At 75.3% G+C, this 24,874-nt stretch carries 21 protein-coding genes; 9 read left to right on the top strand and 12 right to left on the bottom strand.

Features of this window, described 5'->3' with window-relative positions; all coding sequences use genetic code 11:
- Positions 1 to 4 precede the first annotated feature (4 nt).
- Positions 5 to 403: a roadblock/LC7 domain-containing protein gene (locus KSE_RS31070; RefSeq protein ID WP_014139340.1), complete on the bottom strand. Its 399-nt coding sequence runs from the start codon at positions 401 to 403 to the stop codon at positions 5 to 7.
- Entirely contained in the window at positions 400 to 3,060 is a 2,661-nt protein-coding gene (locus KSE_RS31065; protein ID WP_014139339.1) for a sensor histidine kinase, read from the bottom strand. The genes KSE_RS31070 and KSE_RS31065 overlap by 4 nt, the downstream gene beginning before the upstream one ends.
- Positions 3,061 to 3,433: 373 nt before the next feature.
- On the opposite strand from KSE_RS31065, the gene KSE_RS31060 reads away from it, so the two are divergent.
- Positions 3,434 to 5,254 (top strand): AMP-dependent synthetase/ligase, encoded by a 1,821-nt coding sequence (locus KSE_RS31060; RefSeq protein ID WP_014139338.1) that lies wholly within the window; start codon positions 3,434 to 3,436, stop codon positions 5,252 to 5,254.
- Between the two features lie 152 nt (positions 5,255 to 5,406).
- Positions 5,407 to 6,522 (top strand): polysaccharide deacetylase family protein, encoded by a 1,116-nt coding sequence (locus tag KSE_RS38940; RefSeq protein WP_014139337.1) that lies wholly within the window; start codon positions 5,407 to 5,409, stop codon positions 6,520 to 6,522.
- A gap of 114 nt (positions 6,523 to 6,636) precedes the next feature.
- Here KSE_RS38940 and KSE_RS31050 read toward each other — a convergent pair whose 3' ends face one another.
- Positions 6,637 to 7,434: an SGNH/GDSL hydrolase family protein gene (locus tag KSE_RS31050; RefSeq protein WP_014139336.1), complete on the bottom strand. Its 798-nt coding sequence runs from the start codon at positions 7,432 to 7,434 to the stop codon at positions 6,637 to 6,639.
- 258 nt (positions 7,435 to 7,692) lie between these two features.
- Entirely contained in the window at positions 7,693 to 8,286 is a 594-nt protein-coding gene (locus KSE_RS31045) for an NUDIX hydrolase (RefSeq protein ID WP_014139335.1), read from the bottom strand.
- A 289-nt stretch (positions 8,287 to 8,575) separates the two neighbouring features.
- Here KSE_RS31045 and KSE_RS31040 point away from each other — a divergent pair, with 289 nt between their 5' ends.
- From KSE_RS31040 to KSE_RS31025, 4 genes are read left to right on the top strand one after another with little or no spacing between them, the layout of a single operon-like run.
- Positions 8,576 to 9,748 carry an exonuclease SbcCD subunit D gene (locus KSE_RS31040; RefSeq protein ID WP_014139334.1) on the top strand — a complete coding sequence of 391 codons (1,173 nt, stop codon included), beginning with the start codon at positions 8,576 to 8,578 and terminating at the stop codon, positions 9,746 to 9,748.
- Positions 9,749 to 9,773: 25 nt separating this feature from the next.
- A complete protein-coding gene (locus tag KSE_RS31035; RefSeq protein WP_014139333.1) occupies positions 9,774 to 12,806 on the top strand; it encodes an AAA family ATPase in 3,033 nt (1,010 codons plus the stop codon).
- 53 nt (positions 12,807 to 12,859) lie between these two features.
- Positions 12,860 to 13,228, top strand: a complete 369-nt coding sequence (locus tag KSE_RS31030; protein WP_033259005.1) for a type II toxin-antitoxin system RelE/ParE family toxin — start codon at positions 12,860 to 12,862, stop codon at positions 13,226 to 13,228.
- A gap of 2 nt (positions 13,229 to 13,230) precedes the next feature.
- On the top strand, positions 13,231 to 13,536 hold the full coding sequence (locus KSE_RS31025; protein ID WP_033258994.1) for an XRE family transcriptional regulator: 306 nt from the start codon (positions 13,231 to 13,233) through the stop codon (positions 13,534 to 13,536).
- A 7-nt stretch (positions 13,537 to 13,543) separates the two neighbouring features.
- Here the strand turns inward: KSE_RS31025 and KSE_RS31020 are convergent, their stop codons facing one another.
- From KSE_RS31020 to KSE_RS30995, 6 genes are all read right to left on the bottom strand, one after another.
- Positions 13,544 to 14,464 carry an alpha/beta fold hydrolase gene (locus KSE_RS31020; protein ID WP_014139330.1) on the bottom strand — a complete coding sequence of 307 codons (921 nt, stop codon included), beginning with the start codon at positions 14,462 to 14,464 and terminating at the stop codon, positions 13,544 to 13,546.
- Between the two features lie 3 nt (positions 14,465 to 14,467).
- Positions 14,468 to 14,707 carry a hypothetical protein gene (locus tag KSE_RS31015; protein ID WP_014139329.1) on the bottom strand — a complete coding sequence of 80 codons (240 nt, stop codon included), beginning with the start codon at positions 14,705 to 14,707 and terminating at the stop codon, positions 14,468 to 14,470.
- Positions 14,708 to 14,807: 100 nt separating this feature from the next.
- Entirely contained in the window at positions 14,808 to 15,230 is a 423-nt protein-coding gene (locus KSE_RS31010; RefSeq protein ID WP_014139328.1) for a secondary thiamine-phosphate synthase enzyme YjbQ, read from the bottom strand.
- Between the two features lie 253 nt (positions 15,231 to 15,483).
- Entirely contained in the window at positions 15,484 to 15,759 is a 276-nt protein-coding gene (locus KSE_RS31005) for a hypothetical protein (protein WP_014139327.1), read from the bottom strand.
- 335 nt (positions 15,760 to 16,094) lie between these two features.
- Positions 16,095 to 16,502, bottom strand: coding sequence for a hypothetical protein (locus KSE_RS31000; RefSeq protein ID WP_014139326.1), 408 nt, complete (start codon positions 16,500 to 16,502; stop codon positions 16,095 to 16,097).
- A gap of 15 nt (positions 16,503 to 16,517) precedes the next feature.
- The gene (locus tag KSE_RS30995) at positions 16,518 to 17,027 is read right to left on the bottom strand and encodes a hypothetical protein (RefSeq protein WP_014139325.1); all 510 of its coding nucleotides are present in this window, start codon (positions 17,025 to 17,027) and stop codon (positions 16,518 to 16,520) included.
- Positions 17,028 to 17,675: 648 nt separating this feature from the next.
- Between KSE_RS30995 and KSE_RS30990 the strand changes: the two genes are divergently transcribed.
- From KSE_RS30990 to KSE_RS30980, 3 genes are all read left to right on the top strand, one after another.
- Complete coding sequence (locus tag KSE_RS30990) at positions 17,676 to 19,856, top strand: bifunctional glycosyltransferase/CDP-glycerol:glycerophosphate glycerophosphotransferase (RefSeq protein WP_014139324.1); 2,181 nt, start codon at positions 17,676 to 17,678, stop codon at positions 19,854 to 19,856.
- Positions 19,857 to 20,148: 292 nt separating this feature from the next.
- Complete coding sequence (locus tag KSE_RS30985; protein ID WP_014139323.1) at positions 20,149 to 20,820, top strand: lysophospholipid acyltransferase family protein; 672 nt, start codon at positions 20,149 to 20,151, stop codon at positions 20,818 to 20,820.
- Between the two features lie 129 nt (positions 20,821 to 20,949).
- A complete protein-coding gene (locus KSE_RS30980) occupies positions 20,950 to 21,612 on the top strand; it encodes an NADPH-dependent F420 reductase (RefSeq protein WP_014139322.1) in 663 nt (220 codons plus the stop codon).
- A 44-nt stretch (positions 21,613 to 21,656) separates the two neighbouring features.
- Here the strand turns inward: KSE_RS30980 and KSE_RS30975 are convergent, their stop codons facing one another.
- Both KSE_RS30975 and KSE_RS30970 read right to left on the bottom strand, forming a co-directional pair.
- Positions 21,657 to 23,465 (bottom strand): ABC transporter ATP-binding protein, encoded by a 1,809-nt coding sequence (locus KSE_RS30975; protein WP_014139321.1) that lies wholly within the window; start codon positions 23,463 to 23,465, stop codon positions 21,657 to 21,659.
- Positions 23,466 to 23,587: 122 nt separating this feature from the next.
- Entirely contained in the window at positions 23,588 to 24,361 is a 774-nt protein-coding gene (locus KSE_RS30970) for an SDR family NAD(P)-dependent oxidoreductase (protein WP_014139320.1), read from the bottom strand.
- Positions 24,362 to 24,874 lie beyond the last annotated feature (513 nt).

The raw sequence follows: 24,874 nt of genomic DNA, 5'->3' as shown, positions 1-24,874 counted from the left end.
GTGGTCAGGTCCTCGGCTCGGCGGCCAGGTGCTCGCCGACGCGCTTGACCAACAGTGCCATTTCGTAGGCTATTTGGCCCACATCGGATTCGGCGTCGCTGAGGACGGCCAGACAGCTGCCGTCGCCCGCGGCGGTGATGAACAGGAAGGCCTCGTCCAGTTCGACCATGGTCTGCCGGACGCCGCCGACCTGGAAGTGCCGTCCCGCGCCCTTGGCGAGGCTGTGGAAGCCCGCGGCGACCGCGGCGAGGTGTTCGGCGTCCTCGCGGCCCAGGCCGCTGGAGACGCCGGTGGCCAGGCCGTCGCTGGACAGGATCACCGCATGCCGAAGGGTCGCCACCCGGCCGACCAGGTCGTTGAGGAGCCAGTCGAGGTCCCCGGACGGCGGTGTTGTTGCGGTCATGATTCGGTTCCTTCTGCTGGTGCGGGCGGTGCGGTCGGCGGCCGGTGGGCCGGCGGGACGGAGCGGACGGGGGCGGCGGGCAGCGCGTGCGGCACCGGCGCGGAGGGCAGCGCGACCCGCAGCCTGGGCGGCTGCCCGGGGAGCAGCGGCCGCAGCGGCGAGGGCCGTTCGGCGGGCCGCGCGGTGTCGTCCGGGTCGGGCTCGGAGCGCACCACGGTGAGCGAGGCGGGCTGCAGCCGGTCGCCGCGGCCGCGGGCGAAGCCGCGCTGGAAGGAGGCGAACGCGGAGCGGGCCTCCTCGGGGTCCCGCTCGCGGGCCGGTTCGGCGGCGGCCGCCGCGGCGTCGGTGTCGGCGCCGGGGCGCAGTTGGGGCGCCAGGCTGGCCTGCCGGACGCGCTTGGGCAGCAGCCCGCCCGCGACGGGGGTGAGCGCGGGCCCGGCGGCGGGTGCGGCAGCCGACACAGCGGCGGACGGCCCCGGGGGCAGCGCGGGCCGTCCGGCGTCATCCTCGGGGCGGCGGTGCCGTCCGGTGCCGGCGGTGTCGGGTTCGGCGGCCGGGGCGGCGCCGGCGTTGCGCCGCCGGGGCAGTCCGCCGGGCGTGCCGGCCGGTTCGGCGGCGGACGGCCGGGGTCCGCCGAGCGCGGCGGTGGCGGGGGCGGCGTGGGCGCCGCGGCCGGGGCCGGCCGGGGCCGGGGGCCGCCGGTGGGTGCCGGTGTCCTCGCCGGTGGTGCGGGGGGCGTCGGGGGCGGTCTCGACGGTCTCGGCGAGCAGTTCGCGCGGGATCAGCACGACGGCGGAGGTGCCGCCGTAGGGGCTGGGGCGCAGGTGGACCCGGATGCCGTGCCGGCGGGCGAGCCGGGAGACCACGAACAGGCCGAGCCGGTCGGTGTCGGCGAGGTCGAACTCCTGCTCCACGGCGAGGCGCTGGTTGATCTCGGCGAGGTGCTGTTCGCTGAGGCCGAGGCCGCGGTCGTCGATCTCCAGGCAGAAGCCGTGCGCGACGACCTCGCCCTGGACGGTGACCTGGGTCTGCGGCGGGGAGAACACGGTGGCGTTCTCGACGAGTTCGGCGACCAGGTGGGTGACGTCGGCGACGGCGGCGCCGAGCAGGCCGGTGCCGGGGAAGGGCCGCACGTGCACCCGGGCGTAGTCCTCGACCTCGCCGACGGCGGCGCGGACCACGTCGACCATCCGGACCGGCTTGCGCCAGGCGCGGCCGGGCGAGCCGCCGGAGAGGATGATCAGGCCCTCGGCGTGGCGGCGCATGCGGGTGGTGAGGTGGTCGAGCCGGAACAGGTCCTCCAGCTCGCGCGGGTCCTCGGTGCGGCGCTCCATGGTGTCGAGCAGGGTGAGCTGGCGGTGCAGCAGCACCTGGGAGCGGCGGGCCAGGTTGACGAAGACGGCGGAGACGCCGCGGCGCAGTTCGGCCTGTTCGACGGCGGCCTCGACGGCGACCCGCTGGACCTCGTTGAAGGCCCGGCCGACCTGGCCGATCTCACCGGTGCCGAACTCCAGTTGGGGTACCTCGGCGACCACGTCGACGGCGTCCCCGCGGCGCAGCCGGAGCATCACGGAGGGCAGCCGGGTGGCGGAGAGGTCGGCGGCGGCGTTGCGCAGGCCGACGAGTTCGCGGACCAGGCGGCGGCCGGTGCGGTAGGAGATGACGACGGAGAGGATGACGGCGGCGAGGCCGATCAGGCCGGCGGTGCCGCCGCGGACCAGCGCGCTGATCGCGTTGTCGCGGGCCTGGTCGCCGATGTCCCCGGCGAGCCGGGAGTTGATGGCGTCGATGTCGGCGAGGACCTTGTCGGCGGTCTCGCCCCAGGCGTCGACGGCGCCGCCGCGCACTTCGAGGGCCCGGTCGGCGGCCTTGTCGAAGCCGTTCTCGGCGGCGGTGAGCGCGCTCCAGTTCTGGCCCAGGCGCAGCGTGTTGTAGCTCTGCCGGTCGGCGGCGCCGAGTTCGCCGATGTAGATCCGGAACAGCGCCTGCTGGGCGTTCATGGCGTCGAGCGCGACCTGCTGCTTGCGCGGGTCCTGGGCGGCGGCCTCGCTGCCGGCCCGCAGGGCGCGCATCGCGGCGGTCTCCTGGGAGAGGTACTCGCCGGCCCGGGAGAGCTCGACCAGGATGGTGCCCTGGCGGGGCAGCGAGCCGCTCTGCTTGGCGATGAAGGAGGAGCGGAACGCGAACACCGGGGTGATCACGTCGCTGTAGTCCCGGAGGGCGCCGTCCCAGCTCTGCCGCTGCTGGCCGATCTGGCTGCGGATGGCGCCGAGCTGGTCGGCGACGGCGAGCACGTCCTGGAAGCGGGCGCGCTGGTCGGCGTCGAGCTTGCCGGCGTCCTTGCTGTTGCCCTGGTAGCGCAGCAGTTGCAGGTCGCGGTCGGTGGCGGTGCGGGCCTTGGCGTAGGCGGCGGCGTAGTCGGCGTTGCCGGGCGAGGCCAGCCGCAGGACGGCGGCGGCGCGCTCCTGCTGGAGGTCGTAGGCGTACTCGTCGGCGGGGTCGCCGAAGGCGGTGTACGTGGAGCTGAGGTCGAGTTGCTTCCACACGTCGCCGGTGGTGACCAGCGTGGCGTACACCCACAGGCCGCTGAGCGCCGCGAGGGGCACCAGGAGCAGCGCGACGATCCTCGCGCGGATCGAGCTGCGGCGCAGGCGCATACGGGTCCTTAGTGGTCCTCGGGCGGGAAGGCCGCCGGACGCGGGGGCGGGCGCGGTGGGGGTGCGCGGGGGACGTGGGGTCGGGTGGCGGGCGCGGGCGGGCAGGGGTGGGTACGGGCGGATTCGAGAGCCGCGAGCCTACTACTTCCTGACCATCCGTTCGTAGGGTGAAAGGGCATCGTGATCGGCTGTTGTCCGGATCGTCCTCGAATTTCCCCACCGTGCCGCGGGACGGCCCCCACCTGCGGCGCTGCGTCCGCTGCGGGGTGTCGCCGGTCGGTGACTCTGGGCAGCGCCGCGCCGATCCGGTAGCTTCGCGGGTGCCGCCTCGGCTGTGCGGGCCGCGGGCGGGGACGGCGGGATCGGGGGGGCCTTGCGAGAGTTCAGCAGTCCCGCGCTCGGGGGCGGGCCGGCCGGCGGGTTGGCGGACTCGGTGTTCGACCGGGCGGAGCGGGAGCCGCGGCTGACGCAGTCGTCGCGCTGGGCGGACGGGGCGTGGGTCCCGGTGTCGGCGGCGCGCTTCCGGGACGAGGTGCTGGCCCTGGCGAAGGGCCTGTTGACCCGCGGGGTGCGCTACGGCGACCGGGTCGCGGTGATGTCGGCGACCCGCTGGGAGTGGACGCTGTTCGACTACGCGCTCTGGTCGATCGGGGCGATCCCGGTGCCGGTGTACCCGACGGCGGCGCCGGACCAGGTGCGCTGGATCCTGGCCGAGACCGCGGCGGTGGCCTGCGTGGTGGAGGACGAGGACCAGGCGATGACGGTCGGCGCGGTGTGCGACGCGCTGCCGGAGCTGACCGGCATCTGGCAGCTGGACCGGGACTGCGTGGCGCAGTTGTCGGCGGACGGCGCGGGCGTGCCGGACGCGCTGGTGCACCGCCAGCGGCTGGCGGTGACGCCGGACTCGATGGCGACGATCGTCTACACCTCGGGCACCACCGGCCGTCCCAAGGGCTGCCTGCTGACCCACGGCAACCTGGCGTCGGTGGCGGACGCGCTGCTGGCGGGCTGGGCGGAGGTGTTCCACGACACCCGGGGCGAGCAGCCGGCCACGCTGCTGTTCCTGCCGCTGGCGCACGTGTACGGGCGGATCACCCAGGTCGCGGCGGTGCGCGGCGGGATCCGGATCGGCCACCACGCGAAGCTGTCCTCGGAGAGCCTGCTGCCGGCCCTGGCGGCGTTCGAGCCGACCTTCCTGCACGCGGTGCCGTACGTGTTCGAGAAGATCCACCGCCGGGCCCGGGAGGCGGCCGAGGAGGCCGGGAAGCTGGAGCTGTTCGTCCAGGCCGAGCGGGTGGCCGTCGAGTGGGCGGCGGCCTGGGAGCGCCGGGCGCACCGGCTGGGCCCGGGCCCGTCGCCGGCGCTGCGGCTGCGGCACGCGGCGTACGAGCGGATGGTGTACCAGCGGGTGCGGGCGGTGCTGGGCGGCCGGGTGCGGGCGGTGATGTCGGGCGGGGCGATGCTGGGGCGGGAGCTGGGGCTGTTCTTCGCGGGCGCGGGCATGACGGTGTACGAGGGCTACGGGTTGACCGAGTCGGCGGCGGCGGTGACCGCGAACCCGCCCCGGCGGCCGAAGTTCGGCACGGTGGGCCGCCCGGTGCCGGGTTCGACGGTGGCGATCGCCGAGGACGGCGAGGTGTGGGTGAAGGGCCCGGGGGTGTTCTCGGGGTACCTGAACCACCCGCGCTGCTCGGACGAGGCGCTGTGCCGGGGCTGGTTGGCGACCGGTGACCTGGGGGTGCTGGACGAGGACGGCTACCTGACGCTGACCGGCCGGAAGAAGGAGGTGATCGTGACCTCCAGCGGCAAGAACATGGCGCCGGCGGTGCTGGAGGAGCGGGTGCGGGCGCACCCGCTGATCGCCCAGTGCCTGATCGTGGGCGAGAACCGGCCGTACCTGGCGGCGCTGATCACGCTGGACGCGGTGGCGCTGGCGCACTGGCTGCGGGCCCGCGGGCGGCCGCGGCTGGACGTCTGGGAGGCGCTGGTCGACCCGGAGCTGCACCAGGAGGTGCAGCGGGCGGTGGGGGCGGCGAACACCTCGGTGTCGCGGGCGGAGTCGATCCGGGCGTTCCGGCTGCTGCCGCGCGAGTTCTCGGTGGAGGACGGGCTGCTGACGCCGTCGCTGAAGATCAGGCGGGCGGCGGTGGTGGAGCGGTACGCGGAGGACATCGAGGAGCTCTACGCCGGTTGACCGATCTCGGGTACCGGTTGGGCCAATCCGCTTGACCGCCGGGATTGGTCCAGTCCATTGTGTGCACCGGCCTGGTGCGGCAGGGCCCCCACCCGATTCCCGCCCCCTCCGGGACTCACTCCTCCGCCCGTCCCCCACACTGGAGTTGACCCGTGCTCAGTTCCGCCCGCCGCCGTCTCGCGGCCCTCGCCGCCACCGCCGCGCTGGCCTCGCTGGCCACCGTGCCGGCCGCCCGCGCGGACGCCCCGGCCGCGCCGAACCTGGCGACCAACCCCGGCTTCGAGATCCCCACCCTGCCGCTGGCCGACTGGGGTTCGATCCCCGGCTGGCACTGCGCGCCCGGCGAGGGCGCGGTCACCGCCGCGGCCCGCACCGGCGGCTCCGCCCTGGCGGTCACCCCCGCCTCGGCCGACTCCACCGGCCAGTGCACGCAGACCCTCGCGGTCCGCCCGAACACCGGCTACACGTACAGCGCCTGGGTGCACGGCTCGTACGCCTTCCTCGGCGCCAGCGGCACCGGCCACGACGTCCCCCCGGCCTGGACGGCGTCCACCGGCGACGGCTGGCAGCGGCTGACCACCTCGTTCACCACCGGCGCCGACACCACCTCGGTGCAGCTGTACGTGCACGGCTGGTACGGCCAGGGCCCGATCGCGGTGGACGACGTCTCGGTGGCCGGCGACAGCCCGGCGCCGGTGCCGCTGACCACGAACGCGCCGACCGCCGACCCGGTCGTCTTCATCACCATCGACGACGGCTGGACCCGCGACCCGGCGGTCCTCCAGCTGCTCGCCGACCGGAAGGTGCCGGTCACCGCGTTCCCGCTGCCGATGCCGGAGGGCTTCGAGCCCGACTACTTCGCCAAGGCGACCGCCGTGCCCGGCTCCGCGATCGAGGACCACAGCGTCTCGCACCGCGACCTGACCGGCCTGTCGCTGGCCGAGCAGCAGGCCGAGATCTGCGACGCCCGGGACGCCGTGACCGCCCGCTACGGCACCGTCCCGACGCTGTTCCGCCCGCCGTACTTCGCGGCCAACGCCGACACCCAGCAGGCCGCCGCGAACTGCGGCATGAAGTACCTGGTCACCGCGAACGCCGACTTCGGCTGGGGCGCCTCCAACACCTCCCACCCGGGCGGCGCGCTGCAGGCCGGCGACATCGTCATCCTGCACTTCACCGACACCCTGGCCACCGACCTGCGGCGCGCCCTGGACGCGGCCGACCGGGCCGGCCTGAAGCCCGCGGCGCTCACCTCCTACCTGCGCTGAGCCCGCGCGGCCCCCGAAGGACACCGGTGGCCGGGCTCCTCGCACGAGCCCGGCCACCGGTCACCCCGTCCCCCACGGACGTCCTGCGCTACCCGCCGCGGATCACGCCGCGGTTCACGCCGCCGCGCTGAACAGCGGCAGGTAGCCGCTCGCCTGGCCGCTGGCGTTGGGGTGGTAGCTGTCGCTGATCGGCAGCGTGGTGCTGTTCAGCCACTGGCTGGACGAGCCGCAGATCTCGTGCCCGGAGAACGCCGTGCGGACGTCCTGGAAGGTGAACCCGGCGTTCGCCGCCTGCTTGGCGATCACCGTGTCCAGGGTGTCGGCGGCGCCGTTGATCGCGGTCCGCTTGGTGTTCGAGATGCCGAAGACGCAGGTGCCGGGCACCTGGTAGAGGTGCGGGTAGCCGAGCACGACCACCTTGGCGTTCGGCGCCTTCGCCCGGATCTGCCCGTACAGGCCCGCCAGTTGGCCCGGCAGCGTGTTGGTGGCGTAGCTCTTGGCCGCGTTCACGGCGCTCAGGCAGGAGCTCTCGCTGTCCAGCACGCAGGTCTGCATGGTCGAGGCGAACCCGGCGTCGTTGCCGCCGATGGTGATCGACACCAGCGTGGTCGACGAGTTCAGCACCCCCAGCTGGTTGGCCGCCACGTCCCCGGTCTTCGCGCCCGAACAGGCCACGAACGCGAACGAGGACGGCGCGTGCGCGGTCTTCCACAGGTACGGGTACGCCTTGGTGCTGCGGCTGCAACTGCCGCTGTCGCTGGTGTAGCTGCCGGAGCCGACCCCGGCCGAGTACGAGTCGCCCAGCGCGGCGTAGTTGACGCCGGCGGCGCTCGCCTGGGTGGCGGCGGCGAGGGTGGTGACGGTCAGCGCGGCCGCGGTGAACGCGACGGCGGCAGCACGGATTCTGGGCATCGAACCTCCAGTGAGTGACGCAGGCCACACATTGGATACCAGCCGGTAGCCTCGCGGGGAAGCGGTCATGCCAAAGAAATTGACGAACTCTCACCGCACGGGACCCCCACACGCGCTACGCGCGCAGACCCATCCCTGACCTGGACTGCGGGAATCCGCCCACCGAGCCCCCCGCCCCCACTACCGCCGAGTAGCGCCCCGGCGCACCACCCACCGCCGCACCCCGCGCCACACGCCCCGCGCGAAGCGCGTCCGGCCTCAGTGGAACCGGCGGCCCGCCACCGGCAGTTCCTCGATCGTCTCGTCCGCCCGCACCGGCACCCCCCACCGCGCGGCCGCCACCGCGACCGCCGCCCGCGCCTGCCGCAACCCCGGCAGCCCCCAGCCCAGCAGCTCGACCGCCAACCCCGGCGCCACCAGCAGCCGCCGGTAGTGCCGCCCCGACGCCGGGTCCGGCGCCGAAGGGCCCGCCCCGCGCAGCGCCGCCGCCATCCGCACCCGGGCGCACTCGTGCCCGCCGTTCGCCGACCCCACCCGGTCGTACAGGTACCCGAGGTAGACCGGCCCGCCGATCACCGCCTGCGCCTCCTCCCCCGCCTCCCGCGCCAGCGCCCGCCCCGGGTCCCCCGCGTCCTCCGGCTCCAGCGAGCCGCCCGGCAGGCTGACCACGCCGTCGCGCGGATTGACCAACGTCAGCACCCGCCCGTCCGGCACGAACAGCCACCCCCACGACTGCTTCACCGTCAACCCCCCCGGCACCGGCTCCCCCGGCCGCCACGGCCACCCCGCGTTCGGCCGCCGGCGCACCCGTCCGAGCAGGTCGGAGATCTCCGGGCTGTACTCGATGCCCATCCCGCGCTCCCTCCGCTCTCCCGGCCCGCCCGCCGCACCACCTGATGATCTTCCCCGAACACCCGACCGATGAACAGCCCCGACCGCCACCCGGGTCACCCCGTCTGCTACAAGCCCACCCCACCCCCGCCCGCAGGGCGTCCCGCTCGCCCGTCGCCTCCCCGCCTCCTCCCCGCCCGGAGGGCGTCCTGCTCGTCCGTCCCGGGCAGTGTCCGGCACCTGTGATACTCGTAAGCCGGAGCCACCGGAACGACGAGGAGTGACGGGACATGCCGCGGGGAGCGTCCGAGTGAAGCTGCTGCACACCTCGGACTGGCACCTGGGGCGGTCCTTCCACCGGGAGAACCTGCACGAGGCGCAGCGGGCGTTCCTGGATCACCTGGTGGCGACCGTCGCCGCCGAGGGGGTGCGGGCGGTGCTGGTCGCGGGTGACGTGTACGACCGGGCGCTGCCGGGGCTGGAGGCCGTCGAGCTGTTCGACGAGGCGCTGTGGCGGTTGGCCGAGTTGGGCGTGCCGGCCGTGTTCATCTCCGGGAACCACGACTCGGCCCGCCGGTTGGGCACCGCGGCGCGGCTGATCGACCGGGCGGGGATCCACCTGCGGACGGATCCGGGCGCGCTGGCCGTGCCGGTGATGCTGGCGGACGAGCACGGCCCGGTGGCGGTGTACGGGCTGCCCTACCTGGAGCCGGCCCTGGTGCGGGAGCGGCTGGGCGTGGCGAGGGGCGGCCACGAGCAGGTGCTGTCGGCGGCGATGGACGCGGTCCGGGCCGATCTGGCCGGGCGTCCGGCCGGGACGCGCGCGGTGGTGCTGGCGCACGCGTTCGTGACCGGTGGCGCGGTCAGCGACAGCGAGCGGGACATCGCGGTCGGCGGCGTGCAGTCGGTGCCCGCCGAGGTGTTCGACGGCGTGCACTACGCGGCGCTGGGGCACCTGCACGGCTGCCAGACGCTGGCCCCGCACCTGCGCTACTCGGGTTCCCCGCTGGCGTACTCCTTCTCCGAGGCGGACCACGAGAAGTCGATGTGGCTGGTCGAGCTGGACGCGGCGGGCGCGGTGGAGGCCCGCCGGGTCCTCTGCCCGGTGCCGCGCCGGCTGGCCCGGATCGCGGGCCGGATCGACGACCTGCTGGCGGACGAGCGGTACGCGTACGCCGTCGACCGCTGGGTGCAGGCCACCTTGACCGACCCGGTCCGGCCGGCGGACGCGATGGAGCGGCTGCGGGTGCGCTTCCCGCACACCCTGCAGTTGCTGTTCGAGCCGGAGGGCGGTGAGCGGGGCGACGGCGGCTCGTACGCCGAGCGGGTGCGCGGGCGCAGCGACCGGGAGGTGGTGGAGGGTTTCGTCGCGCACGTCCGCCCGGGCCGGGAGCTGGCGGGCGACGAGCGGGCCTGGCTGTTGGAGGGCCTGGAGTCGGTGCGCCGCGCGGCGGCCGGCCGGGCGGAGGAGAGCGCGCGATGACCCCGACCACCTCGAAGGGCGCCCGATGAGGCTGCACCGGCTCACCGTCACCGCGTTCGGCCCGTTCGCGGGCACCGAGCGGATCGACTTCGACCTGCTCTCCTCGGCGGGCCTGTTCCTGCTGCGCGGCGCGACAGGCGCGGGCAAGAGCAGCGTGCTGGACGCGGTCTGCTACGCGCTGTACGGCGAGCTGCCCGGCACCCGCCGCAGCAACGGGGTGCGCAGCGACCACGCCGCGCCGGGCGTCCGCACCGAGGTGGTGCTGGAGGCGACGCTGGGCGGGCGGCGGCTGGAGGTGACCCGCAGCCCGGAGCAGTGGCGGCCGAAGAAGCGCGGCACCGGCCTGACCCCGGACAAGGCGCAGACCCTGCTGCGCGAGTGGGCCGAGGACGCCGGGACGGGCGGGCCCGGCTGGGTCGCGTTCAGCAAGTCGCACCAGGAGGTCGGCGAGGAGCTGACCCGGCTGCTCGGCATGAGCCGCGAGCAGTTCTGCCAGGTGGTGCTGCTGCCGCAGGGCGACTTCGCCCGGTTCCTGCGGGCCGATTCCAAGCAGCGCGCCGAGCTGCTCGGCCGGCTCTTCGACACCGGCCGGTTCCAGCAGTTGGAGGGGTGGACGGCCGACCTGCGGCTGCGCCACGAGCGCGCGGTGCAGGGCGGCCGGCAGCGGGTGCACGCCCTGCTGGCCCGGGCCGAGGAGGCCGCCGGTCCGCTGGCCGGGGGCGACGCCGCCGCGTACCGCCCGGAGCCGGACGCGCCGCCCGCCGAGGTGCTCGGCTGGGCGGCGCTGCTGCGGGTCGCCGCCGCCGAGCGGGCCGAGTCCGCGGGGCTGTGGCTGGCCGCCGCCGAGGACGCCAGGGCCGCCGCCCGGGACCGCTTCGCGGAGCAGCAGGCGCTGGCCGAGCGGCAGTCCCGCCACCACCGGGCCCGGCAGGAGCTGCTGCGGCTCACCGACACCGCCGCCCTGGCCGCCCCGGACCGGGCCCGGCTGGAGGCGGCGCTCCGCGCCGAGGCCCCGGCCCTGCTGCGCGGCCCGCGGCAGCGGGCGGCGGACGCGCACGCCGCCGCCCGGGCGGCGGAGGACGCCCGGCGGGCCGAACTGGCCGCCCGGGCGGCCGCCGCCGGCTGGGCCGGGCCGCTCGACACCCCGGACGACCTGCTGGCCGCCGAGGGCGCGGCCCGCGCCGAGGCGGGCCGGCTGGAGGCGGCCGGCGCGGACGAGGCCCGGCACGGCGCGCTGCGCGCCGAACGGGCCCGGCTGGAGCGCCGGCGCGACGAGGCGGACGACCTCGCCGAGGAGGCCCGGCGCTGGCTGGAGCCCTTCGAGGAGCGGCTCCGGCAGCTCCAGCGGGAGCGCGAGGCGGCCCGCGAGGCCCGCGCCGAACTCGACCTGATCGACGCCCGGCACGCCGAACTGGCCCGGCGCCGGGACGCGGCGGTCCAGCACCTGCGGCTGCTCGGCGAGCGCACCGCCGCCGAGGACCGGGTCCGCGCCCTGACCGGCGCCGCGCAGGACGCCCGGCAGCGCGCCCTGGACCTCCAGGAGCGCCGACTCGCGGGCATGGCCGCCGAGTTGGCCGCCGCCCTGACTCCCGGCGAGCCGTGCCGGGTCTGCGGCTCGGCCGAGCACCCGGCCCCCGCCGAGCCCTCGGCCGGCCAGGTCACCGCCGAGGACGAGCGCCGCGCCCGCGCCGCCCAGCAGGCCGCCGAAGCCGAACTCGCCACCGCCACCGGCCTGGTGGGCGCCATCGCGGCCCGGGCGGCCGCCGCCGAGGCCACCGCGGGCGGCCGCACGGCCGACGAACTCGCGGCCGAAGCCGAGGAGTTGTCGCTGCGGCGGCGCTCGGTGCTGCACGCCGCGGAGCACTGGCTGCCGCTCGGCCGGCAGCTCGAACAGCTGGAGCGCGACGGCCGCACCCGCAGCCGACAGCTCAGCGAGGCGGTCGAGTTGGCCGCCCAGCTGACCGGCCAGTTGAAGGCCCAGGACACCGAACTCGCCACGCTGGAGGGGCGGATCGCCGCCGCCCGGGGCGACGCCCCCTCGGTCGCCGCCCGCACCGCCGCCGTCACCGCGCTGGCCACCGCGGCCGGCGCCGCGCTGACCGCCACCCGGGCCGCCGGGCACACGGCCGAGCGCGCCGCCGAGACCGCCGAGGCGCTGCACCGCGCCGCCCTCGCCGCGGGCTTCGCGGGCCCGCCGGAACTCGCCGCGGCCGTCCTGCCCCCGGACGAACTCGACGCGCTGAAGCGGAGGTTCAAGCAGCTCGACGCCGACCTCGAACTCGCCTCGAACCGGCTCGCCGACCCCGCGCTGCAAGCCTCCGCCGCGCTGCCGCCGGCCGCCGCCGAAGCCGCCCGCGCGGCCGCCGCCCGCGCCGACGGGCGGCTCGCCGACGCCCACTCCGCCCACGACCGGGCCCGCCGCCGGGTCGCCGACCTGGCCCGGATCGGCCGCGAGCTGTCCGCGCTGGCCGCCGAACTCGCCCCGGTCCTCGACGCGTTCGCCCGCACCAGCCGGCTGGCCGCGCTGCTGGCCGGCGCCCCCGCCGAGAACGCCCTGCGGATGCGCCTGGAGTCCTACGTGCTGGCGGCCCGCCTGGAGCAGGTCGCCGCCGCCGCCAGCCGGCGCCTGCTGCGGATGTCCGGCGGCCGCTACACCCTCGTCCACAGCGACGGCCTGGTCTCCGGCACCAAGCGCTCCGGCCTCTCCCTGCACGTCGTCGACGCCTGGACCGGCCGCGAGCGCGACACCGCCACCCTCTCCGGCGGCGAGTCCTTCTTCGCCTCCCTGGCCCTCGCCCTCGGCCTCGCCGACGTCGTCACCGACGAGGCCGGCGGCATGCCCCTGGACACCCTCTTCATCGACGAGGGCTTCGGCACCCTCGACGAGAACGCCCTCGAAGAGGTCATGGACGTCCTCGACTCCCTCCGCGAGCGCGACCGCGCCGTCGGCATCGTCAGCCACGTCGCCGACCTCCGCACCCGCGTCCCCGCCCAACTCCTGGTCCGCAAGCACCGCACCGGCTCCACCGTCCACCACACCACCCGCGAGGACGCCTGACCAGCTGCGGATATAACTTGCCACGCATATAACCTGAAGCGCATAATCCTGTGGTGGCATGGGAAGTCTCACTGCACGAAGCGGTGGTCGCCTGGTTCATCAGGCTGAGCGAGGACGAACCGGAGGTCGCGGACCAGGTCGCCGCCGCCGTCGACAAGCTCGCGGAGGAGGGGCCGACCCTCGGGCGGCCGCTGGTCGACCGGATCAAACGGTCCAGACACCATCACATGAAGGAACTGCGCCCCCGGGTCGGTGGCGAGAGCGAGATCCGCATCCTGTTCGCGTTCGATCCGGAACGGGAGGCGATCCTGCTCGTCGCGGGCGACAAGTCCGGGCAGTGGAACCTGTGGTACGACCTGAACATCCCGATCGCGGATGACCGGTTCGACCGGCATCTCGACGCGCTCAAGGAGGGCGAGTGACCATGGCCAGATCCTGGAAGGACGTCCGCACCGAAGTCGTGACCGACGAGGAGCGGGTCGCGGCCCACCGCACCCGGCTCGACGCCGAGGTGCGCGCCTACCGGCTCGCCGAGATCCGCCGGGAGCAGGACCTGACCCAGACCGAGGTCGCGGAGCTGATCGGCGTCACCCAGCCCAACGTCTCCCGCCTGGAGCGCGGTGACCTCGAAGGCACCTCACTGGGCACCCTCCGCGAGTACGTCGAGGCCCTCGGCGGCCGGCTCCACCTGGTCGCGGACTTCGGCGACCGCCGCCTGCGCATCCAGTAACCCCGGATCAGCCGGTCCCGCCGTCGTGGCGCCCGAAGCCGGCCTCCGGGGTGCCCCGGTGGGCGGGGGCGGGTTCCTGGTCCCGGTCCGTGCCGGGGGCTCGGTCGACGTCATCGGGCCGGTCGTCCGCCGCCAGGAAGTCGGTGGCCAGGCGGCCCCAGCTCCGTACGTCGGCAAGGGTGTCGGCGATGTGCAGGCGGGCGTCCGGGAGGTGGGCGGCGAGGGTGCGGGCGGTGGTGAGGGGGTGCAGGGGGTCGGTGTCCCAGGCGAGCAGCAGGGTGGGGTGGGGGAGGTCGCGGAGGGTTTCGGGGGTGGGGAGGTCGGATGCGGCGGCGGCCCGCATGGCGGCCGGGAGGAGGGCGTCGGGGAGGTCGAACTCGGTGGTGTAGGACGGGGTTTCGGCGAGGACGGCGGGCGGGCCCGTGACCCGGGCGGCGGCGGTCAGGGCGGTGGCGCCGCGCCGTTCGACCAGGGTGGCGGCGGCCAGCAGGCCGCTGCGGCGCGGGGCGCGGGCGGCCCAGGCGACGGCGGGGATGGCCAGGACCAGGCGGTCGAAGCGTTCGGGGCGGGCCAGCGCGGCCCAGAGCACGGTGGCGGCGCCCATCGAGGCGCCGAGGGCGGTGACGGGCGCGTCGGGCGAGAGGTGGTCGCAGAGCGCGAGCAGGTCGTCGGCGAGCACGGCGTAGCGGTAGTCGTCGGGGACGGGGCGTCCGGTGGACTCGCCGTGGCCGCGGGCGTCGTAGCGGGCGAGCCGGCGGGCGCGGTCCAGGCCGGTCCAGTCGAACAGGCCGGCGCGGCGTTCGTGGGCCCGGCTGGAGAGCGCGCCGTGCGCGTGCACGGCGAGCGGTCCGGGGCCGCCGGTGACGGTGTAGGCGAGGGTGGCGTGCGGTCGTTCGATCCGGCCGCGGAGGGCCTCGACGGGCCGCACCGGTCAGCCGGAGCAGGCGGCGCGCTGGGCCTGCTGCCAGGTGCAGACGGGGCACAGCGGGCTGCCTGGGGTGTCGGCGGGGTACTCGGTCGGTTCGCCGCACAGCACGCACGCGGCGCGCTCGCCCGGCCCGCCGGGCCGCAGGCCGCGCAGGGCCCGCTCGGGGTCGGCGGACACCTCGCAGACCTGCTCGGTTCCGTCCCCGGTTCCGTTGCCGGTCTCGGTCGGCCGCTGCTCTTCCATGCCGTCCAGGGTACGCCGGGCCCCGCCGGGTGGGGCGGGGCCATCCACGGGTCGGACGGTGCCCGCCGCACCGTCGCGCCCGCGCCCCGGCGGAGCGGCGTCAGCCGAGGAAGGAGAGCCGGAGCTTGCGCTGCGGGTTGTCGCCGTTGGTGTCGATCAGGACGACGGACTGCCAGGTGCCGAGGGCGATCCGGCCGCCGATCACGGGCAGGGTGGCGTGCGGGGCGACCAGGCCGGGCAGCACGTGGTCGCGGCCGTGGCCGCGGCTGCCGTGCCGGTGGTTCCAGCGGTCGTCGGCGGGGAGCAGTTCGCGCAGGGTGGCGAGCAGGTCGTCGTCGCTGCCGGCTCCGGTCTCGATCACGGCGATGCCCGCGGTGGCGTGCGGGACGAAGACGTTGAGCAGGCCGTCGCGGCCGTCGGCGACTTCCCTGAGGAAGGCGTGGCAGCGGTCGGTGACGTCGAGGGCGACTTCGTCGCGGCCGGTGGTGATGTCGAGCGTCTGGGTATGGAAGGTGTCGGACATGGGGCCCATCCTGGCCGATCTTGGTACGCCCCCCGCTAGGGGTGGCGGCCGATCGCCACCCGACCGCCAGGGTACCCGCCAGGGCGCGCCAGCGACCGCCACCGTGCGCCAGGCCGGGCCGGGGAGGGCAGGGACCGGTAGGCCGGGTCAGGAGCCGGGCACGCCGAAAGCCCGACGGACCCCGGTCCGTCGGGTGGTGGCAGCGGACTGCGGCGGGCCGCCGGGAGCGCTGGCGCGTCCGGAGGCCCGCGGGTCAGCGGCGGCTGCCGAAGAGGCTGCGCTTCAGGCGGCGCAGCGGGGCCATCAGGGAGACCCGGGCGCTGCGGCGCGGTGCGGCGGCGGCCGCGGGGGCGCTGGGCCCGCGCGGGGTCAGCTCCCTTATCAGGCCGAGTGCTTCTGCCGTGTCCACCGCCGGGAGCGCGGGCGCGCCGAGGATCGCCAGGTGCCGGTCGATCCGGCGGCCGGCCGTGCCGACACCGCACTGGATCGCGGGCACCCGGGGCCGCGGTCGCACTTGCATCTGTTCCATCTGTATTCCCACCCCTACGAGGCGCCAGGGCCGTGAGGCGAAGACTATCCGGCTATGACGGCTTTCACACAACCGTCCTGGTGTTCTGCCACCGTATCGCGCGAACGCAACTGACGCTTCACCAGGGCCTGCTGGTCTCGGTCACGACTGCGCATCGGTTGATGGTGCACCATCCGAGCGCCATCCGGGTACCGGCCGGTGCCCGGCCGGGCGCTGACCGGCTGTCAGCTGCCGCGGCGGTCCGGGGCGTTGCCGGGGCGCGCGGGGGCCGGCGGCCGCGCCGGGCGTGCGGCCGCCGGCCCGGCCGCCGGCGTTTGCACCGCGCTCCGCCGGGTTCAACCGAGTTCGACCTCCTCGACGTCGCCGGGCGGCAGGTCGCGGCGCGGCGGGTCGAGGACGGCGGAGACGCCGTAGCCGCACAGGCCGAGGCCGAGCAGCGCGGTGAGGACGAGGACGGCGATCCAGGCGCCGGGCTGGCGCCAGGCGACCAGGTCTCCGTAGCGGGCCAGTCCGGTCAGGCCGAGCAGGCCGGTGAGCACCATGGCGGCCATCCCGCCGCGGACCCGGCGCAGTTCGGACTCGCGGGCGGCCAGCAGCAGGGCGGCGCCGAAGGTGAGGGTCCAGGCGCCGAGGGCGCGGACGTCCAGCGGGCGGGCGGTCCAGGGCCAGTGGGCGGCGAGCGGGCCGGGCGCGAGCAGCAGGGCGAGGCCGAGCAGGGCGAGCAGCGCGCCGCCGCCGGTCATCGGGGCGGCGACCCATCAGGGCGGCCGGGGGGTGCGGGCGGGGGCGGGGCCGCGGGTGCGGAGCTGGGCGCCGAGGGCGAGCAGTCCGGCGGGCGGGGCGGCCAGGTGGACGGCGAGCCAGCCCCAGGCGGCCAGGAAGCCGAGCAGCGGACCGCCGTCCAGGTGCAGGTCGCGGCGGTCGGCGAGGGTGGCGGCGAGGGTGAGCAGGACGAGCAGGCAGCTGGCGGCGGTGGCGACCCGGACCTCGGCCCAGCCGCGGGCCCGGGCGGCGAGCGCCAGCATGACGGCGGCGCCGCCGTAGCCGGAGCCGAGCAGGACGGCGGTGACGGGGGACATCGCCCAGGCGAAGAGGTCGTCGGTGGCGCCGGCGGCGGGCCACAGGGCCAGGAAGGCCCAGCCGGCCGCGGCGGCCAGCGGGCCGAGCAGCAGCAGCCGGAGCACCGGGCTCGCCGGGCGCGCGGCCGGGAGGGGCGCGGCGGGGAGGGGCGCGGCCGGGAGGGGCGGTACGGGCGGTGTGGCGGCCATCCTCGGTGTACCCCCCACTTGTGAGACGTGGCGTCAATATAGGAGCGGCCCGCGCACCGGGCAATGGCCTGTGCACGACACCCGCGCAGTCATGACATCCCGAGTTCAGAAATTGAACACATACGAGGGATTGACGTGACCGAAACCTCCAAGCAATATCTGTATCGACACGGGATAACCGGGAACACCCACCCGTCCCGGGTCGGGTGATTTCGAGTATGAACGAATCACCCGACCATCCCGTTACCCTTCCGACATCACGGTGAGTCACTGTCCGGCCGTCTCGACGCTGCGGCGGCCCGACTCCGACGTGGTGGACGGACCGGCGGTCGATCGTTGAGGGTCGGTCGGACCGCCAACCGGACTGCCGGTGCCGCCGCTGTCACGGCGCGGCACCGGCGGTCGCGTTCCCCCCGCCGTCCGCGGCACCCCGGTCACCCCGACCACCTGCGCCCGGGGTGCCGCGGCCCCCGGCCCGCACCGGCCCCCGCCCGGCCCGCACCGCAGCCGCCCCCGTCACCGCCCCGCCACCGGCCCGCCGCAGGGCAGCCGTCCGCTCCCGGGGAGCCCCCGGCCCGGCTCGGTAGAGTGTCGGTACCGGGCGACCCGCCGGCAGCCACCCCTCATCCCTTCGCGGAGTGAACGCACGTGCCCCCTCTGCTCAGCATCGTCCTGCCCGTTCACGGCGTGGAGCGCTTCCTGCCGCAGTGCCTGGACTCGCTCCGGGCCGAGGGCGCCGCGCCCGGCGAGGTCGAGCTGATCGCAGTGGACGACCGCTCCCCCGACAACTGCGGCGCCCTGTTGGACGCGCACGCGGCCGGCGACCCGCGGATGCGGGTGCTGCACCTGGCGGAGAACCGGGGGCTGGGCGGCGCCCGCGCGACCGGGCTGGCCGAGGCCACCGGCACGTACGTCTGGTTCGTCGACAGCGACGACTGGCTGCCGGAGGGCAGCATCGACGCCGTGCTGGCCGAGCTGCGCGCCGAGAGCGCCCGCGAGCTGCCGGCCGACGTGCTGCTGACCGACTTCACGCACGTCTACCCGGACGGCGGGCGGGAGCCGAACCCGTGGCGCCGGGTGCTGGCGGGCTCCCCGCTGGTGTCCGGCTGCACCGCCGCCGAGCACCCGGCGCTGTTCAACGCCGTCCTCGCGGTGTGGAACAAGGTGATGCGCCGCGACTACCTGCTCGGCCTGGACGTGCGCTTCGGCGACGGCTACTACGAGGACATCTCGGTCACCTACCCGCTGCTGCTGGCCGCCGACCGGCTGCTCTACCTCGACCGACCCTGCTACAACTACCGGCGCGGCCGCCCGGGCGCGATCACCGCCACCGCCTCGCCCAAGCACGCGGACGCCTTCGCCCAGTACGACGCGATCTTCGCCTTCCTGGAGCGGAACGACCGGGCGAACGCGCTGCGCACCCTGGTCTTCGACCGCACCGTCAAGCAGGCGCTGACCGTCTACGACACCCCGGGGCTGGTCCCGCCCGAGCTGCGCGCCGAGTTCTTCGCCCGGATCACCGGCCACTTCGCGAAGCACCGCCCGGCCGGCTACCGCTACCCGTCCGGCGTGCGCGGCGTCCAGTACCGGCTGGCCGCCCGCGGCTCCCGGCGCGCCTACGCCGAGCTGCGCCGCGGCGGCAAGCTGCCGGCCGCGGTCAAGCGCGGCACCCGGGCGGTGGCGCCCGGGGTGAAGAAGGTGGTCCGCAGCGGGGCCAGGTTCACCGCGTACACCACCTTCAAGCGGCTGCCGATCGACGAGAACCTGGCGGTGTACGCGGCGTACTGGCACCGCGGCTACGCCTGCAACCCGGCGGCGATCTACGCCAAGGCGAGGGAGCTGGCCCCGCAGGTGCGCGGGGTGTGGGTGGTGGAGACGCCCGAGCGGGCCGCCACGCTGCCCGCCGGGGTGCCGTACGTGGTCGTCAACACGCCCGCGTACCTGCGGGCGATGGCCACCGCCAAGTACTTCGTCAACAACGTCAACTTCCCGTACGCGATGACCAAGCGGACCGGCAGCGTGCACGTGCAGACCCAGCACGGCACGCCGCTGAAGGCGATGGGCATGGACCTGGTGGACCGGCCGCTGGCGGCGGACGGGATGGACTTCGAGCGGCTGCGCGAGGTGGTCGGGCGCTGGGACTACCTGGTCTCGCCGAACCCGCACACCAGCCGGCACTTCGCCCGCGCCTTCCCCGGCACCTACCAGATCCTCGACACCGGCTACCCGCGCAACGACCGCCTGGCGCTGGCCACCCCCGAGCAGTGCGTCGACGCCCGCCGCGCGCTCGGCATCGCCGACGGGCAGCGCACCGTGCTGTACGCGCCGACCCACCGCGAGTCGCGCGGCGGCTACCTGCCGCTGCTGGACCTGCCCGCGCTGGCCGAGCGGCTCGGCTCCGGCTGGACGGTGCTGGTCCGCACCCACTACTTCCACGACGGCGGCGCGGGCGACCTGACCGCCGGGCCGGGCGCGGCGACCCTGCTGGACGTCTCCGACCACCCCGTCGTCGAGGACCTCTACCTGGCGGCCGACGCCCTGGTCACCGACTACTCCTCGATGATGTTCGACTACGCGGTGCTGGACCGGCCGATCGCCGTGTACGCCCCCGACTGGGAGGAGTACCAGGAAGTCCGCGGCGTGTACTTCGACCTGATGAAGGAGCCGCCCGGCGCGGTCACCACCGAGCAGGACGCGCTGGTCGAGGCGCTGCTCGCGGGCGACCCGGAGCCGGAGGCCCGGCGGCGCTTCCGGGAGCGGTTCTGCCCGTGGGACGACGGGCGGGCCGCCGAGCGGGTGGTCAGCCGGATCTTCCCGGTCCGCGGCTGAGGCCCCCGGCCCGGCCCCCGTCCCCGCCGACCCCGCCCCGCCCCCGCCGCCGCCCCTGCCCCGCCGTCTCGCCATTCGAGAAGGAACCCGTCCACGGAGCGGGCGTGACAAGGATCGCAGCGTCGCGACGGCACCGGATGTGGACGGGCGGCGGGGTGCATGTCGTAGTCTGCGATCCGTTACCCAGTGGTCCGGTGCCGTACCGGGCCGCGCGCCCCGCCCCTCGCGGCGGGCCCCCGGCCGGGGACGCTCCCCGGTGGGATCGTCTGTCCGGCCAGGGAGGGCCAACACCGTGATCGACCTCGTCACCAAGCTCGTGCTCAAGCCGCTCGCGAAGGCCCTGTACCGGCCGACGATCGAGGGCCTGGAGAACGTGCCGCGCAAGGGCGGGGTGATCCTGGCGAGCAACCACATGTCGTTCGTCGACAGCGTGGTCATCCCGCTGGCCGCGCCGCGCCAGGTGTTCTTCCTGGCGAAGGCCGAGTACTTCACCGGCACCGGGCTCAAGGGCGCGGTGTCCCGGTTCTTCTTCACCCACGTGATCAACGCCGTCCCGGTCGAGCGCGGCAGCGTCCGGGCCGCCACCGCCTCGCTGGACGAGGGCCTGGAGATCCTGACCTCCGGCCGGGCCTTCGGCATCTATCCGGAGGGCACCCGCTCGCTGGACGGCCGGCTGTACCGCGGCAAGACCGGCGTGGCCTGGCTGGCGCTGACCGCCGGCGTCCCGGTGGTGCCGGTCGCGCTGGAGGGCCCGCAGCACATCCTGCCGGTCGGCAAGCGGATCCCCCGGCTGCACAAGATCAGCGTGAAGTTCGGCGAGCCGCTGCGCTTCGACGAGCTGCACGGCCAGGCCCGCTCGGCCAAGGCCCGCCGGCAGGTCACCGACGAGGTGATGGCCGCGATCCAGGCGCTGTCCGGGCAGGAGTCCGCCGAGCAGTACAACGAGTCCCCCAAGGCCGCCTGACCGCCCGTCGGCCTTTTTCGATCCGGCCCGTCCGCACCGGGAACAACGGTGCGGACGGGCCGGTTCGGCTTCGGTGTGGGCGCGCCGTCCCGGCGTCCCGCCACGGAACCGAGAGGCACGGAGCACACCATGAGGATCGGCATCATCGGCGCGGGCAACATCGGCGGCAACCTGGTCCGCCGGCTCACCGCGCTCGGCCACCAGGTCGCGGTGGCCAACTCGCGCGGCCCCGAGACGCTGGCCGACCTGGCGGCGGAGACCGGCGCGACGCCGGTGGCGGTCGGCGCGGCGGCGGACGGCGCGGAGCTGGTCGTGGTGACCGTCCCGCTGAAGAACGTCCCCGACCTGCCCGACGACCTGCTGGCCGGCGCGGCCGAGGGCTTCGCCGTGCTCGACACCAACAACTACTACCCGCAGCAGCGGGACGGCCGGATCGCCGCCATCGAGGACGAGGGCCTGACCGAGAGCCGCTGGGTCGAGCGTCAGCTCGGCCACCCCGTGGTCAAGGCGTTCAACGGCACCTACGCCCAGGACATCCTGGACGCCCCGCGCCCGGCCGGCGACCCCGACCGGATCGCCCTGCCGGTGGCGGGCGACGACCCGGCCGCCAAGCGGCTGGTGCGCGAGCTGATCGAGTCGCTCGGCTTCGACACGGTCGACGCCGGCGGCATCGACGACTCCTGGCGCCAGCAGCCCGCCACGCCCGTCTACGGCCTGCGCGCGGGCACCGACGCCGTCACCGAGGCGCTCGCCGCCGCCTCCCCGGAGCGCCCGGCCGAGTTCCGCGGCTGACTTCCGCGGCTGAGCGCCGCGCCCGGGCGCTCAGGCCCGGGCGCTCAGGCCGCGGGCACCGGCACCGGAGGGGTCTCGCGGCCGAGCAGCGCGGCGTAGCGGCCGTCGCGGGCCACCAGTTCGTCGTGGGTGCCGAGTTCGGCGATCTCGCCGCGGTCGAGGACGGCGATCTGGTCGGCGTCCCGGACGGTGGAGAGCCGGTGCGCGATGGTGAGCGTGGTGCGGCCGGTGGCGAGGGCGTCCAGGGCCTGCTGGACGGCGTGCTCGGTCTGGTTGTCGAGGGCGCTGGTCGCCTCGTCGAGGATCAGGATCGGCGGGTTGCGCAGCACGGTGCGGGCGATCGCCAGGCGCTGCTTCTCGCCGCCGGAGAAGCGGTAGCCGCGTTCGCCGACCATGGTGTCGTAGCCGTCGGGGAGGGCGGCGATCATGTCGTGCACCTGGGCGGCCCGGGCGGCCTCGACGAGTTCGGCGTGGGTGGCGTCGGGCTTGGCGAAGCGCAGGTTGTCGGCGACCGAGGCGTGGAACAGGTAGGTCTCCTGGGAGACCACGCCGACCGCGCGGGCCAGCGTCTCGAAGGACAGCTCGCGCACGTCCACCCCGTCGATCAGCACCCGGCCGCCGGTCGCGTCGTACAGCCGGGGCACCAGGTAGGAGAGCGTCGACTTGCCGGAGCCGGTCTCGCCGACCACGGCGAGCGAGCCGCCGGCCGGGACGGCCAGGTCGATGCCGGACAGGGTGGGGCGGTCCTGGTCGGGGCGGTAGTGGAAGTCGACGCCCTCGAAGCGGACGTCGCCGCGGATCCGCTCCAGGCGGACGGGGTGCGCGGGTTCGTCGATCTCCACCGGCAGGTCGAGGTACTCGAAGATCCGCTGGAACAGGGCGAGCGAGGTCTGCACCTCCACGCCGGTGGACAGCAGGCTGACGGTGGGCCGGAACAGGCCCTGCTGGAGCGAGACGAACGCGACCAGGGTGCCGAGCGAGACGATCGGCGCCCCGGCGGCGGAGGCCAGGCCGGCCGCCCAGTAGATCAGCGCGGGCATCGCGGCCATCACGATGCCGATGGTGGACATCCGCCACCGCCCGGCCATGCTGGCGCGCACCTCCAGCGCGGCCAGCTCGTCCGACTGCTCGGCGAACTCGCGGGTCAGCGAGTCGGAGCGGCCCATCGTGCGGCCGAGCAGGATGCCGCTGACCGACAGCGACTCCTGGACGGCGGAGGAGAGCCCGGCCAGCCGGCGCTGCCGCTCGCCGGTGATCTTCTTGCGCTCGCGGCCGACCCGGCGGCTGATCCAGACGAACACCGGGAGCAGCAGCAGCGAGACGATGGTCAGCCGCCAGTCGAGCGCGACCATCGCGACCACGCTGGCCACCACCGCGGTCAGGTTCGACACCAGCGAGGTGGCGGTGCCGGTGACGGTGGACTGCATGCCGCCGATGTCGTTGGCGATCCGGGACTGCACCTCGCCGGTGCGGGTGCGGGTGAAGAACGCCAGCGACATCCGCTGGAGGTGCCGGTAGACGGACGTCCGCAGGTCGTGCATGACGCGCTGGCCGACGGTGGTGGAGATCAGTGTCTGCAGCACGTTCAGCACGCTGGTGACCACGGCCGCCGCGATCATGCCGAGCGCGAGCAGGCTGAGCAGCCCGGTCCGCCCCTGCGGTATCGCGGTGTCCAGCACCGCGCGGAGCAGGAACGGGGTTACCACCGACACCACGGCGGACGCCCCGACCAGCAGGCCGACCACGCCGAGCCGTCCGGCGTAGGGCCGGAACAGCCGCAGGATCCGCCGCACCTGGGCGGGTTCCTTCCGCTGGCCCTCGGGGGGCGTCCAGTCGATCCGGTTCAGTTGCACGGGGACCTCCTGGGGGTCGGTGAAGGGGCGCCGGGCCGAGTTTAGCGAGCCTTGCTCATCATTAGCAAACCTAAACTTCTCGGCATTCCCGGCCCGGCACCCCCGCCCCTCCGCCCCGCCCGTCAGGGCTTGCGGTAGTCGCGGCCCGCCGTGTTGGAGATCTTGCCGAGGCCCCCCGGCGGGAGCAGCTTCGCGGCGGCGACGGCGGCCTTGTAGCGCTTGCTGGGGACGCAGAGCGGGCGGTTGCGGGCCAGGTCGCGCAGCGAGTCGTCGACCACCCGGTCGGCGGTGAGCCAGCCCCAGGCCGGGATGGAGGAGGTGCCCATGCCGGCCCGCTGGTGGAACTCGGTGCGGGTGAAGCCGGGGCAGAGCGCCTGCAGGCGGACGCCGCTGCCGGCCAGGTCGCGGGCGATGCCGAGGGTGAAGTTGACCACCCACGCCTTGGTCGCGCCGTAGGTGCCGCGCGGCAGGAACGCGGCCACCGAGGCGACGTTGACGACCGCGCCGAAGCGGCGCTCGCGCATGCCCGGGACGGCGGCCGTGGTGAGCCGCAGCACCGCCTCCACGTGCACCTTCAGCATGTCGAGCTCGTCCTGCACGGGGACGTCCAGGTAGGTGCCGCGGTGGCCGAAGCCGGCGTTGTTGACCAGCAGGTCGACGGGGCGGTCGGCGTCGCGCAGGCGCTGCTCGACGGCCTCGATGCCGGCCTCGGTGGCGAGGTCGGCGGTCAGCGTCTCGACCCGGACGCCGTGGCGGGCGGTGAGTTCGGCGGCGGACGCGGCGAGGCGTTCGGAGTCGCGGGCGACCAGCACCAGGTCGCGGCCGTCGCGGGCCAGGCGGTTGGCGTAGGCGGCGCCGATGCCGGCGGTGGCGCCGGTGATGAGAGCGGTGGTCATGGCCCCGACCGTACCGGGCGGTAGCCCGGCGCCGCATCGACCGACCGGCCGACGGACGCCTCGGCCCTTCGGGCGACCCGGGCGGCGTCGGCGGCGCGCCCCGCACCGGCGTTCGTCCGATCACCCTACGGTTTCGGGCAGCGCCGCCGTCCCACGCGGCGCCCATCCCTTCCAGGAGAACCGATGTCCGTTCGACCGCACGCCCGCTCCATAGAAGTCGCCCCGCCGGCCCGTCCCCGCCCCTCGCGGCACTGACGGCCCGGCACCGCCTTCGCACGCCCGGGCCCGCCCCTCCCCACGGGGCCGGGCCCGACGCATGTCCGCCCCCGCCCCACCCCCGCCCCACCCCCGTCCCACCCCCGGCGCCGGGAAACGCTGACGACTTGTCGACGAATCAGCTTCCCGCTCACCCCCTACTGACCGGTCAGTAAATCCGGTCGGATGCCTTGACGGCACGTCAGACCCTCGGGATTCTCGGGAGACCGCGCACCAGCGCCGCCCGCGCCGCCTCCC

It is taken from the genome of Kitasatospora setae KM-6054, assembly GCF_000269985.1.
Taxonomy (GTDB): Bacteria; Actinomycetota; Actinomycetes; order Streptomycetales; family Streptomycetaceae; genus Kitasatospora; species Kitasatospora setae.
This window is presented reverse-complemented; position numbering and strand designations above follow the sequence as displayed.

Coding starts and splice junctions, on each gene's coding strand:
- KSE_RS31050 (WP_014139336.1), bottom strand. CDS start 7,434: ATGCCCAGAATCCGTGCTGCCGCCGTCGCGTTCACCGCGGCCGCGCTG.
- KSE_RS30970 (WP_014139320.1), bottom strand. CDS start 24,361: ATGACCACCGCTCTCATCACCGGCGCCACCGCCGGCATCGGCGCCGCC.
- KSE_RS31070 (WP_014139340.1), bottom strand. CDS start 403: ATGACCGCAACAACACCGCCGTCCGGGGACCTCGACTGGCTCCTCAAC.
- KSE_RS30995 (WP_014139325.1), bottom strand. CDS start 17,027: ATGGCCGCCACACCGCCCGTACCGCCCCTCCCGGCCGCGCCCCTCCCC.
- KSE_RS31035 (WP_014139333.1), top strand. CDS start 9,774: ATGAGGCTGCACCGGCTCACCGTCACCGCGTTCGGCCCGTTCGCGGGC.
- KSE_RS31025 (WP_033258994.1), top strand. CDS start 13,231: ATGGCCAGATCCTGGAAGGACGTCCGCACCGAAGTCGTGACCGACGAG.
- KSE_RS30980 (WP_014139322.1), top strand. CDS start 20,950: ATGAGGATCGGCATCATCGGCGCGGGCAACATCGGCGGCAACCTGGTC.
- KSE_RS31065 (WP_014139339.1), bottom strand. CDS start 3,060: ATGCGCCTGCGCCGCAGCTCGATCCGCGCGAGGATCGTCGCGCTGCTC.
- KSE_RS31000 (WP_014139326.1), bottom strand. CDS start 16,502: ATGACCGGCGGCGGCGCGCTGCTCGCCCTGCTCGGCCTCGCCCTGCTG.
- KSE_RS31005 (WP_014139327.1), bottom strand. CDS start 15,759: ATGGAACAGATGCAAGTGCGACCGCGGCCCCGGGTGCCCGCGATCCAG.
- KSE_RS31045 (WP_014139335.1), bottom strand. CDS start 8,286: ATGGGCATCGAGTACAGCCCGGAGATCTCCGACCTGCTCGGACGGGTG.
- KSE_RS31015 (WP_014139329.1), bottom strand. CDS start 14,707: ATGGAAGAGCAGCGGCCGACCGAGACCGGCAACGGAACCGGGGACGGA.
- KSE_RS31010 (WP_014139328.1), bottom strand. CDS start 15,230: ATGTCCGACACCTTCCATACCCAGACGCTCGACATCACCACCGGCCGC.